Annotated in this window: 9 protein-coding genes and 3 pseudogenes; 3 read left to right on the top strand and 9 right to left on the bottom strand. The window is 71.6% G+C overall.

What is annotated here, in order from left to right; translation table 11 throughout:
• Positions 1 to 8: 8 nt before the first annotated feature.
• The 5 genes from QFZ76_RS25890 to QFZ76_RS25870 form a co-directional block, all read right to left on the bottom strand.
• On the bottom strand, positions 9 to 1,940 hold the full coding sequence (locus tag QFZ76_RS25890; RefSeq protein WP_307675981.1) for a copper resistance CopC/CopD family protein: 1,932 nt from the start codon (positions 1,938 to 1,940) through the stop codon (positions 9 to 11).
• Between the two features lie 13 nt (positions 1,941 to 1,953).
• Entirely contained in the window at positions 1,954 to 2,409 is a 456-nt protein-coding gene (locus QFZ76_RS25885) for a copper chaperone PCu(A)C (protein ID WP_307675980.1), read from the bottom strand.
• Positions 2,406 to 3,059 (bottom strand): SCO family protein, encoded by a 654-nt coding sequence (locus QFZ76_RS25880; protein WP_307675979.1) that lies wholly within the window; start codon positions 3,057 to 3,059, stop codon positions 2,406 to 2,408. Before QFZ76_RS25880 ends, QFZ76_RS25885 begins: the two co-directional genes overlap by 4 nt.
• Before the next feature lie 112 nt (positions 3,060 to 3,171).
• Positions 3,172 to 3,924, bottom strand: a complete 753-nt coding sequence (locus tag QFZ76_RS25875) for a YcnI family protein (RefSeq protein WP_307675978.1) — start codon at positions 3,922 to 3,924, stop codon at positions 3,172 to 3,174.
• Between the two features lie 210 nt (positions 3,925 to 4,134).
• A complete protein-coding gene (locus QFZ76_RS25870; RefSeq protein ID WP_307675977.1) occupies positions 4,135 to 4,968 on the bottom strand; it encodes a hypothetical protein in 834 nt (277 codons plus the stop codon).
• Positions 4,969 to 5,199: 231 nt separating this feature from the next.
• Here QFZ76_RS25870 and QFZ76_RS25865 point away from each other — a divergent pair, with 231 nt between their 5' ends.
• Entirely contained in the window at positions 5,200 to 5,655 is a 456-nt protein-coding gene (locus QFZ76_RS25865; protein WP_266436783.1) for an ATP-binding protein, read from the top strand.
• Positions 5,656 to 5,658: 3 nt separating this feature from the next.
• Positions 5,659 to 6,182, top strand: a pseudogene (locus tag QFZ76_RS25860) (triphosphoribosyl-dephospho-CoA synthase); the annotation flags it as partial.
• Here the strand turns inward: QFZ76_RS25860 and QFZ76_RS25855 are convergent.
• From QFZ76_RS25855 to QFZ76_RS25840, 4 genes and pseudogenes are all read right to left on the bottom strand, one after another.
• Positions 6,157 to 7,088, bottom strand: a pseudogene (locus tag QFZ76_RS25855) (MFS transporter); the annotation flags it as partial. The pseudogenes QFZ76_RS25860 and QFZ76_RS25855 overlap by 26 nt on opposite strands.
• A pseudogene (locus QFZ76_RS25850) lies at positions 7,077 to 7,269 on the bottom strand (GntR family transcriptional regulator); the annotation flags it as partial. The pseudogenes QFZ76_RS25850 and QFZ76_RS25855, both read right to left, overlap by 12 nt.
• A 53-nt stretch (positions 7,270 to 7,322) precedes the next feature.
• A complete protein-coding gene (locus tag QFZ76_RS25845) occupies positions 7,323 to 8,789 on the bottom strand; it encodes an aminopeptidase P family protein (RefSeq protein ID WP_307675976.1) in 1,467 nt (488 codons plus the stop codon).
• 94 nt (positions 8,790 to 8,883) lie between these two features.
• Positions 8,884 to 10,407, bottom strand: a complete 1,524-nt coding sequence (locus tag QFZ76_RS25840; protein ID WP_307675975.1) for a PP2C family protein-serine/threonine phosphatase — start codon at positions 10,405 to 10,407, stop codon at positions 8,884 to 8,886.
• 492 nt (positions 10,408 to 10,899) lie between these two features.
• Here QFZ76_RS25840 and QFZ76_RS25835 point away from each other — a divergent pair, with 492 nt between their 5' ends.
• Complete coding sequence (locus QFZ76_RS25835; protein WP_307675974.1) at positions 10,900 to 11,565, top strand: bifunctional DNA primase/polymerase; 666 nt, start codon at positions 10,900 to 10,902, stop codon at positions 11,563 to 11,565.
• The last annotated feature ends 55 nt before the right edge of the window (positions 11,566 to 11,620 follow it).

Here is an 11,620-nt window from a genome sequence, read left to right as displayed (position 1 = left end):
GGTGTGGTTCAGCCGATCTGCGCGTTCTTGGAGACGGTCGTCTGGTCGATGTCGGAGGTCCGCACGGTCACCGCGACCTGCCAGTCGCCCGCCATGGGAATCTGCACTCCGCTCGCCGCCCAGTGCCCGGTGGTGATGTGGTCGGGGACGACGGGCAGCGGCCCGATGTCCTTGGACTCCAGGGTGAAGGCGACCTTCACCTCGGGGATGTCGAAGGCGCGTCCGTTGGGACGCTCCACATAGACGTGCATTTCGTTGGCGCCCACGCGCGCGGGGTCGAGATCGACGCGCACGAGGCCCTTGCCGTCCTCGCCGCCGGTGTCGAACGACATGTCGAGGGTGACCGCCCCGGACGACGAGGTCGAGGAGGAGGACGAGGAGGATGTGGCAGCCTTGGCCTCTTCCTCCGTCCGCCCCGGTTCGGTCTGCGTCAGCACGGTGGTGACGGCGAGCAGTACGACGGCGACCGAGGCCTCGGCGAGCACCGAGCGGCGCAGCCCGAACCGGTTGGGGTCGGCGTCCCGCTCCCGCTTCTGCCGCGCCGTGTCCATCGCGGCCCGCTGCCGGGCGAGCTGCGCGGCGCGCTTGGAACCGCCGGAGCCGGTGGACGCACCGGCAGCCCCCTGGGCCGCCCCGGCACTCCCCTTGGCGTCCCCTGCGCTTGCGATGACCCGCTCCTTCTGAGGCACCTGCTCGCTCCGCTGGACGACCTTGTCCGCCAGCTGGGCCGTCCAGCGCCGCGAGATGTACGCGACGCCGACGAGCAGCGCCACGAGCCCGATCTTGACGAGCAGCAGCTGTCCGTACCGGGTGTCGGTGAACGCGGACCAGGAGCCGAGCTGGCGCCACGACTGGTAGGTGCCGGTCAGCACCAGCGCGACGACGCTGCCGAAGGCGACGGCCGAGAAGCGGCGTACGGCGGTCGTGTCGACGGGCGTGTCCGCGGGCGCCCGGTACAGCGCCACGAGCAGGGCGGTGAGGCCGCCGAGCCAGGCCGCGACGGCCAGCAGGTGGACGACGTCGACCGGCATGGCGATGCCTGCCTGGAGGCCGACCGAGGCGTGCTCGGACATCGCCCAGCTCGCGGCGAGTCCGGCGGCGACCACGGTCCCGCCGATGGCGAGCCCGAAGGTCAGATCCCGCTTCTCTTCGTCCTCGCGTTTGTCGTACGCCCCGAAGAGCACTGCGATGAACAGCGCGGCCGCGGCGAGCAGCAGCAGCCGGGACACCAGTGCCGCGCCCGTCTTGGTCTGGAGGACCTGGCCGAGCAGGTCGAGGTCGAAGATGTCACCGACCTTGCCGGAGCCGGTGTAGGAACCGCGCAGAAGCAGCAGCAGGAGGGTGGCGGAGGTGAGCGTGAGCCAGCCGGCGACGACGAGGCGCTGCATGCCCCGGACCCCGGCCCCGCGCGGCCAGCAGGCGAGCACGAAGGCGGCCCCGCCGATCAGGACGACGAACCCGGCGTACGACAGGTACCGCCCGAACCCGTACAGCCAGCCGACGACCCCGCCGCCCGCGGTCTCGTCGGACACCGAGACGGAGGTGGACGAGGGCGCGCCGACGGAGAAGGTGAAGGCGCCGGCGACGGGATGGCTGTCCGCGGACACGACCTGGTAGGTGACGGTGTAGGTGCCGTCGGGCAGGCCGCTGTGCAGCTGGACGGCGTACGTCGTCCCGCTCACGTTGGAGGGTGTGCCGCGCTGGACGGGCGCGCCCTTGGGGTCGAGCACGCGCAGCGAGTCGGCGGACGTCGAGACCGGCTCGGAGAAGGTCAGCGAGACCTGGGTGGGTGCCTTGTCGACCACCACCCCCTGCTGAGGGTCGCTGCCGGTCAGCGCGGCGTGCGCGGAGGCCGGGGCGGCCCCGGCGAGGAGCAGGCCGGCCGCGGCCAGGAGCAGCAGCACCAGGGTCCGGACGCGGGGGGCGATGGTCGGCGTCAAGGTGATCCCTCCGTCATTGTCCGGTCTTCGGGATGTACGTCGCCGACTTCACCGGCATCTTCACGACGACCGGGTCCGCCTTGGCGAAATGCAGTTCGACGGAGACCGTCTGGCCCTCTTCGGGCTTGTGCTTCAGCTTGTCGAACATCAGGTGCGTGCCACCGCTTTTGAACACGAGTTGACCATGCGCGGGGACGGCGAGGTCCTGAACCTCCTCCATCGTTCCGCCGGCCGTCTCGTGCAGCGTGACCTCGCCGACGTCGCTGGTGACCGACGTCAGCTCGGCCTTCGTACCGCTGTCGTTGACGACCGTCAGGAAGCCGGCCGCCATGTCGTCGGACACCGGCTGCGGCATGTAGGCGCCGGAGACGGAGATCCCGCCGTCGCCGTCGCCCCCGCTGTCCGAGCCGCAGCCCGCCAGCACGAGGGCACCGGTCAGCACCGCGGCGGACACGGCGAAGGACCTCACGGCTTCGCGCCCTTCACGAGCTTGGGCAGGTCCTTGGTGTAGTCGTCGACGGTGGCGTCCTCGCCGTAGAGGACGTACCCGGCGTCGGTCTTCGGGGAGAACGCGACGACCTGGGTGCCGTGCACGGAGACGACCTTGCCGCTCTTGTCCTTGTGCGTCGGCTCGATGGAGATGCCGAGGGTGCGCGCACCGGCCTGGATGGTGGCGAAGTCGCCGGTCAGGCCGACGAACCGGGTGTCGATGCCCTTGAGCCACTTGCCGAGTTCGGACGGGGTGTCCCGGCCCGGGTCGGTGGTGACGAACACCACGCGCAGGTCGTCCTGTTCGGACTTGGGCAGCGACTTCTTGGCGACGGCGATGTTGTTCATCGTCAGCGGGCAGATGTCGGGGCAGTGGGTGTAGCCGAAGTAGATCAGGGTCGGCTTGCCCGCGGTCTCCTTGCGGAGGTCGTACGACTTGCCCCGGGTGTCGGTGAGGACCAGGTCCGGCTTCTCGAACGGCTGGTCGAGAACGGTGGCGGCCTTGTCCGAGCCGGCCTCCTCGGAGACCACGGAGACCGGTGAACCGCTGTCGTCGCTGCTGCCGCACGCGGAGAGGGTCAGGGTGGCGGCGGCGAGCAGCGCGGCCGCGGCGAACGTCTTCTTGCGCATAGAAAAATGTCCCAGATGTGATGGTGCCGGGCGGCACCGGGGTCGCACGGCCGGTCGACTCACGGTCGGCGGACGGTCGTACGCACCCCGGTGCGCCTCCGGACGGTTGGACTCAGGCGTCGGTACGCCGACGGCCGGCGAGCACGCCGTACGCCACGCCCACCACGCCGACGACGATGCCGACCACGCCCAGGACGCGGGCTGTGGTGTCGCTGCTGTCGGAGGCGAGGGAGCTCTGCGAGGAGGCGGCCTCGGCGTCACTCGCCTCCTCGGTGGCGTCGTCTGTGGCTTCGGCGGTGGCCGTGGAGTCGTGCGCGTGCCCGTCCTCCGTGGCGGCGGACAGCGCCAGTACGGGCGCCGGGTTCTCGGGCTCCTCCGCGCCTTCCTGCTGCTCCTCGATCCAGCGCACGACCTCCTTGTTGGAGTACGTCTGGATCGCCTTGAAGACCAGCTCGTCGGCGTCCTCGGGCAGCGCGCCGACGGAGACGGGGAACTTCTCGAAGTAACCGGGCTCGATGCCCTTGCCCGTGGCGGTCCAGGTGACCTTGGTGACGGCCTCGGTGAGCTGCTCACCGTGGTTGTCGATGGGCTTGTCGAGCTTGGACTTGGTGATGTCGATGTCCCAGCCGGCCATCGGCTCCGGCATCACCGAGGACAGCGGATGGTCGGTCGGGAAGGTGACCTCGAGCTTGGTGGTCGAGGCGTTGTCGCGCTCGTTGGGGACCTTGAAGTCGACGACCGCGTAACCGCCCTTGGCGGCGGCGCCCTCGGGCTGCACGCTGACGTGCGCGAACGCGGGCGAGGACAGGACGACGACAGCCGATGCGGCCACGGCACCGGCGGCGGCGAGACGAGAGGCCTTCATGGGGAGCACTCCACTCCAAGTGGTTTTCCGGGGTTCCGGTGATGGTTCCGGTGACGGTTCCGGTGATGAAGAGGGGTACGCGTGCGCGTGCGTCGGCGATCACCCGTCAAGAAGGAGGTCGCTCGGAAGCACGGGCACACGCGCGTGCCGCGCGACGGCGGCCCTCCCCACAGATCCCTCGAGAGAGAGTGGAGCGCTGGTCGCGTCGCGTCAGGCGGCGAGGGAGAGTGCGGCGGCGGGCGGGCCGCGCCTGATCACCGTGTGCTGGAGTGTGGTGGTACGGGGCGCGGGAGGCGCGAACAGGATGGTCTGCGGGGTGCGCGGACCGGCCTCGGGCGTGCCCGGCAGCCCGGCACGCAGGGCGCGCACCAGCGCGAGCGCCCCGCGCAGGGACCGTACGAGCGCCCCCTCGGCGACGGAGTGCGCGGACGGCGCGGACATCTCGATCAGCCGCCGCAGTGCCATGTCCCCCCGGCGCAGCAGCCATCCCGCGGCGAGGCCCGCGAGGACGTGACCGAGCAGCATCGGCAGGGACGGCAGCAGCGACATGGAGGAACCCGCGGTGGTGGACAGGGCGTCCGCCGGGTGGTGCGTGGAGCCCGTGCCCGCACCCGTGCCCTGATAAATCCGCGCGTCGACGAGGATCCGCTGGGCCTGCGCGGGGCTGATCGCCGCCGCGGTGGTCCCGCAGACGAGCCGTGCGGCCTGCTCGATCAGCGAGGCGTCGGAGACCGAGGCCGTACGGGCTGCCGTGGCGGCCGTCGTACCGTGCTGCACCAGCCCGAACAGCACGTGCAGCACGGTCTGTCCGACCGCGAGCAGCGCGGCGATGCCCGGCAGTGACCGCTCGCGTCCGGCGAGTGGTGCCACGACCAGGACGGCTCCCAGGAAACCCGCGCCCAGCGTCCACAGCGGAACCGTGGCGCAGGAGGCGAGGCTGTGACCGGCCGCGGCCAGCACGACGCAGACCGCGGCGAACACCGCGGTCCGCAGCACCCGGAGATCGCCTCCGGAGCGCGCCGTACGGGGGTGGGGGGCAGTCATGGCGGGCTCATCATCGCACTGGGCTTATAGCCGCCATACGGCAGGTCCACAAGATGACGTACGTGCAGTACGACCGGAAGGTCACCTTCTGCCACAAGGCGCCGCACATACACCGGTGGCCGCCCTCGGCGCATCCCCCATATGGGCGGCATCACGTCAACTCTGTGCTTACACCGGGGCACACGCGGCAATACGTAACGGTATGTCGAGCCGCGGCCAGGAGGCTGGAGCATGAGCATCTGGTGGTCACTCCATCTGCGGCGCGAAGCCGCGAGCGTTCCGCTCGCCCGGCGGCTGCTGCTCGGCACCATGGAGACGGCGGGCGTCGATCCCGACATCTCCTACGACCTCTCCCTGGCCCTCAGCGAGGCCTGCGCGAACGCGGTGGAGCACGGCGGGGACGGCGGCCACGAGGGTTCCTCGCAGGCGTACCGCGTCACCGCCTACCTCGACGGTGAGAAGTGCCGTATTGAGGTCGCCGACTCGGGTCCCGGCTTCTCGGCCGCACGCCCCCGGCCGCCGGCCCGTCCGGCGCCCCTGGAGGACGAGAACGGCCGCGGCCTCTGTCTCATCGAGGAACTCGCCGACCACGTCCACATCGGCAACAAGCCCGGTCGGCGGGGCGCGGTGGTGAGCTTCGACAAGATCCTGAAGTGGAAGAAGGACGCGCCGCTGATGGCGGTGTAGCGCCTGCTGGTCGCCGCGGCCGCCCTCGAACCCCGCGCCGGGGCGAAGGACGTGGCCGCGGCCGCCAAGCGGATCGCCGCGCATCCCGACCGGCGGGCCCCGCGGCGGCCCTCGCGCGGCTCGTCGATCTCGGCGAAGTACGGCGCCGCCGGGGCGCGCGGCGAAGCCCGGGCCGGATTCCCGCACGTACGGCGGGCGTTGGACGCCCTCGCCGTCGCCCGCTCGGTCGGCGCCGACGAGAGCGAGGCCCGGCTCGACGCCCTGCTCACCGTGATGTCCACCCTCCAGGACACCGAACTCCTGCACACCGCGGGCCCGGTCGGCCTGCGGCACGTCCAGGCGGGCGCCCGCGGGGTCCTGGAAGCGGGCGGTACGGCGACGGAGGCGGGCCGCGAAGCCCTGCACGCCCTCGACGCCGACTCCACGCGCGCGCGTGGAGCCCGCGGGGGAGCGCGGGGCTGCTGGCGGGGGCGCTGTTCCTGGACTCGCTTCCGGTGCGGCTCAGTTCACCGGTACGGGCAGCCTGAAGTCCGCCTGACAGGCATGGGCGCGGCGGATCGCCGGGCCCATCGCGTACGACGCCACGAGCGTCGCTCCTCCCAGCGCCAGCCATCCTGCCGTGCCCCACCCGAGCAGCAGCGAGGTCAGCACCAGGGGGCCCAGGGTGCGGGCCACGGTCACACCGGTCCCGAAGAAGCCTCGGCGACGACCAGCAGCACCGCCCCGGCGACCAGCGCACCGACGGCCGCCCATGGCGACGCGCCCGCCGACAGCGCGAACACCGCGCACGCCGCCGGCATCACCCACCCCGACCGCCGCACCGCGCGCGTGGCCGACGTGATCCCCGTGACGCCGCGCGCCATCCGCACCTGGAACACCATCACCGCCCCGGTGTTGAGCACGAACAGCGCGGAGACCAGCCGGGCCGGCGCGTCCGTGCACTCGGCGATCCACAGCGGCAGTCCGAGGCTGAGCAGCGGCATGCGCAGCAGGAGCACGGTGTTGAGGCGCGTAGGGGCGGTCGCGCAGCACTCCCAGATCACGACGGCCCTCGTGCACAACCGGCGCCACCGCAGGCAATCGCACCAACAGTCCCGCACACACCACAAAGCTCACCGCGTCCAGCGCGAACACCCCGAGATACGCCGCCCGCGTCCCGGCGCGCAGCGCAAGCCCTCCAGCCCCGCGCCCACTGCCAGACCGGCGTTGAGCGTCGACTGGAGATGCGCGAGCAGCCCGGTCCGCTCCCCGGTCGGCACCAGCCCCGCCTGCCGGGCCGCGGCGAGCCCCGACTGGGCGGAGGCGTAGCCGCAGGCCGCCACCAGGAAGGACCCGAAGTCCCGGACGACCAGGAAGGACGCCACCGCCAGCCCGGTCGCCAGCGCCGGCAGCACCGCCGTACCGCGCGCCCCGGGCCGGTCCGCGAGCTCCCCGCGAGACCCCCAGCTCATCCGCGAGCCGTCGGGTCGCGGGCAAGGGCGCCCCGGGCGCGAGACGCCCGTCCCGCACGGCATCGCGGAGGGCGCGCTCGAGCCCGACGCGGCGCCCTTCGGCGACGTCGCCTTCTAGATGCAGATCCACACCGATACCGCCAGGAGCGCGGGGCTGTGACATATGCGGCTCCGCCGCCTGGGGGCGACCATCCACGACACACCCGCAGACGAATCTCAGCCCTTGAGGGACGCCATCCAGGACTCCACCTCGTCGGACTGCCGGGGCAGGTCCGCCGACAGATTCCGGTTGCCGTCCTCCGTCACCAGAATGTCGTCCTCGATCCGCACACCGATCCCCCGGTACTCCTCAGGCACGGTCAGATCGTCGGCCTGGAAGTACAACCCGGGCTCGACGGTGAGCACCATCCCCGGCTCCAGCGTGCCGTCCACATACGACTCCACGCGCGCGGCAGCGCAGTCATGGACGTCCATGCCGAGCATGTGCCCCGTGCCGTGCAGCGTCCACCGGCGCTGCAACCCCAGCTCCAGCACCCGCTCGACCGGCCCCTCGACCAGCCCCCACGCCACGAGCCGCTCGGTCAGCACCCGCTGCGCGGCGTCATGGAAGTCCCGGTACTTCCCGCCCGGCTTCACGGCCTCGATACCGGCCTCCTGGGCGTCGTACACGGCGTCGTAGATCTTCTTCTGGATCTCGCTGAACCGGCCGTTGACCGGCAGCGTGCGCGTGACGTCGGCGGTGTAGTACGTGTGCGTCTCGACGCCCGCGTCGAGCAGCAGCAGGTCACCGGAGCGCACCGGCCCGTCGTTGCGCACCCAGTGCAGCGTGCAGGCGTGCGGGCCGGCCGCGGCGATGGTGCCGTAGCCGACGTCGTTGCCCTCCACGCGCGCGCGGAGGAAGAACGTGCCCTCGATGTACCGCTCGGAGGTGGCCTCGGCCTTGTCGAGGACCCTGACCACGTCCTCGAAGCCGCGGACTGTCGAGTCGACCGCCTTCTGCAGCTCGCCGATCTCGAACTCGTCCTTGACCAGCCGCGCCTCGGAGAGGAAGACCCGCAGCTCGGCGTCGCGCTCGGCGGTGACCTTGTCGGTCAGCGCGGCCTCGATGCCGGCGTCGTATCCGCGCACGACCCGCACCGGACCGGTGGCCTCGCGCAGCCGGTCGGCCAGCTCGCGCACGTCCGAGGCGGGGATGCCGTACAGCTTCTCGGCCTCGGTGAGGGAGTGCCGGCGGCCGACCCACAGCTCGCCCTGGCCGGAGAGCCAGAACTCGCCGTTCTCGCGGTCGGAGCGCGGCAGGAGGTAGATCGTCGCCTTGTGGCCGTCGGCGGTGGGCTCCATGACCAGGACGCCGTCCTCGGTCTGGTTGCCGGTGAGGTACGCGTACTCGACCGACGCCCGGAAGGCGTACTCGGTGTCGTTCGAGCGGGTCTTCAGGTTGCCCGCGGGGATCACCAGACGTTCGCCCGGGAAGCGCGCGGAGAGCGCGGCCCGGCGGGCGGCGGTCTCGGCGGCCTGCGCGATCGGCTCCAGGTCGCGCAGTTCCGTGTCGGCCCAGCCGGACTTCATGTTCTCGGCAAGCTCGTCGGACACGCCCGGATACAGGCCGTTCTTCCGCTGCTTGATGGGCTCCTCAGACTCAGCTTCCGGGGTCTCCGGGGTGAGTTCTTCGGCCACGGTCATCCTCCTAGTTACGGCACTGGACCCCCTCCATCGTACGGTCGTACGGAAGGGGGCCCAGGGCCGAATGACCTGTTACAGGACCGCTCACGCCCGGCTACTCGAAGTGAGCGGCGAGCAGGACCACGTCCTCCTCGGAGTCCGCCTCGTCCAGCCCGTCCGGCAGCACGGTCCGCAGCACGTGGTCGGCGATCGCCTCCGGGTCGCGCCGCAGCGCTCTCGGCACGCCGGCCGCCGCCGCGTGCAGCCGGGCGAAGGCGCGGTCCGTGGCGTCGCCGGTGCGGTGCAGCAGCCCGTCGGTGTAGAGCAGAACCGTCTCTCCTGGCTGGGCCTGGAGCTCCACGCCGGGCGCCTCCCAGCAGGCGAGCATTCCGAGCGGTGCGGACAGGGAGGTCTCCACGAACTCGGTGCGCCGCTCGCCGACCAGCAGCGGCGGGCAGTGCCCGGCACCGGCCAGCGTGATCTTGCGCAGCGCGGGCTCGCAGTAGGCGAACAGGGCGGTGGCGGAGCGGGCGGGCTCGGTGAGTCTGAGCAGCAGCTCCAGGTCGGACAGGACGGCGACGGGGTCCTCGCCCTCCATCACGGCGTACGCCCGCAGGGAGGCTCTCAGCCGTCCCATGGCGGCGATCGCGCTGGGCCCGGAACCCGTCACCGAGCCCACGGCGAGGCCGAGCGCGGCGTCCGGCAGCGGCAGCGCGTCGTACCAGTCGCCGCCACCGCGCGGGCCGGTGCGATGCCGGGCGGCGAGCCGTACGCCCGCGACGCGGGGGAGCCGGGACGGCAGCAGCTCCTCGGCGATCGTCGCCATGCACGCGCGCGTGCGCTCGATTTCGAGGAGCCGGGCCAGGTGCTCGCCGGCGTACCGGGCGTACAGGCCGACCAGGTGGCGCTGCCGCTCGGCGGGCTCGGCGGGCTCGTCGTAGAGCCACACGGCGGCGCCGAGACGGGCGGCGCGCTCGGTGGACGCCTCAGCCGTCAGGGGCAGCGCGTAGCTCGCGGCGTAGCCCAGACGGGCGGCGACCTCGCGGTGCCGGGGGTCGAGCCCGTCCTCGGCGAAGAGGTCGGGCTCAGTGATCTCGGCGTCGCCGCCGGGCAGTCCGTCGAGGATGCGGCCGTACGACATGGAGCTGCGCGGCACGGTCTCGATGTGGCCGAGGTCGGCGCGGGCGAGGCCCAGGCCGAGGGTGGTGTCGGGGCCGAGTCCGTCGCCGGGTTCCAGCACGACGAGTCCGCGGCGGGCGCCCACCAGGGCGGCTCCGGCGTGCAGCAGTTCCTGCAGGGCGTCGGCGAGCGTGTCCGTGCGGGCCAGGCGTTCGGTGAGTTCGTGGAGGGTCGTGAGATCCGAGACCCAGCCGGCGAGACGGTCCTGGAGCAACGCGCCCGGCGCGTTCGGCGAGAGAACCGCAGAGGTACCCGAGGCGGCAGGCGCGGGCGCGACAGTGTGTGCGGGCGAGGGAACCGTTGAATCGATTCCAGCCACTTTCGGAGGGTGAGGGGCGTTCATGGTGTCCGGCTTTCCGACCGGTGCGTATTGCTCAAAAGCATCGCAAACCCCCATGTCATTCTGCGCCGCTAGCAGTGTCTCCACATGTACACGCACTCGTGAGGGGATGTCCAGCATTGTCCTGCCGGGATTCCTGGTGTCCGTGGGTCGCGGGTGCCGCACTTGCCAAAAGGCAAAGTTGGCCTAAAACTGACTCGGGTAACGGCTTATTGCGGTCGACTGGCCTTGCTCCACAGAGCGTCACAACGGTCGTGATGGGTACGTACTCGGAGAAGACCAGGGGTGGTTGGCAATCACCCGGAACCTGGCGACGGACCCGGGCGTCTTAGCCACCGACGACCGTGCCCCATCCTCCCGTGGCGGAGGCGAAGAGAAATACGCGGGACGGCAAACGCCAGACTTCGCCACCCCCACGCCAGGCCCATGCTTGAGATGCACGGCAGTGTGGGCCAGGCCCGTGGACGCAGCTCAACGTTCGGCCCATAGGGGTTCCCCTTGTCTCTGACAGGGGTGTGATGCGCCAACAGGTACGCACAGTGAAGTGATCGACACATGGTGTGATGTGGTCCTCGGTGTTGCCAGCGGTGCAACGGAAAGGAACGAGCGCTCATGCGCGAGATCCTCGGAAAGCGACGCAGGCTCCTGTCCCAGCGCAGCGACGGAAGGCCTGAGTTGATCAGCGCGGCCCTGACCTTCGCGACGGAATGGCAGTGGCCCGTACTCCCGGGCGTGGCGGCGGACCCACAGGGGCGTGCCCGCTGCGGCTGCCCCGACCCCGAGTGCACGGTGCCCGGTGCCCACCCCTTCGACCCCGGCCTCCTCGCGGCCACCACCGACGAGCGCATGGTGCGCTGGTGGTGGACCAACCGCCCCGCCGCGCCGATCGTCCTGGCCACCGGCGGCAACGCTCCCTGCGCGGTCAGCCTGCCGGCCCTCGCGGCCGCCCGGGCCCTGGCCGTGCTCGACCGCAAGGGCATGCGCCTCGGCCCGGTCGTCGCTACGCCCACCCGCTGGGCGCTGCTCGTGAAGCCGTACTCCATGGAGCAGTTGGGCGAACTGCTGTACGCCAAGGACTACGTCCCCGGCTCCCTCCGCTTCCACGGAGAGGGCGGCTATCTGGCTCTGCCACCCTCCGAGACGGGCGACGGCGAGATCCAGTGGGAGCGCGCCCCGCTGCCCGGCTCGGCCTCTCCGTGGGTGCCCGACGTGGAGGCCGTGGTGGACGCGGTGGTCGAGGCCCTCACTCGTACGGGTGTGAGCGCACCCGAGTTGTAGGGGTGTCGGCGCGGGCGGAACCGGACGCCCGCTCCCGCTCGTTATGTTCCGATGC

The organism is Streptomyces sp. V4I2 (assembly GCF_030817655.1).
Lineage (GTDB): Bacteria > Actinomycetota > Actinomycetes > Streptomycetales > Streptomycetaceae > Streptomyces > Streptomyces plumbiresistens.
The sequence above is the reverse complement of the archived record's forward strand: the minus strand, read 5'-3'. Positions and strand labels throughout refer to the sequence as shown.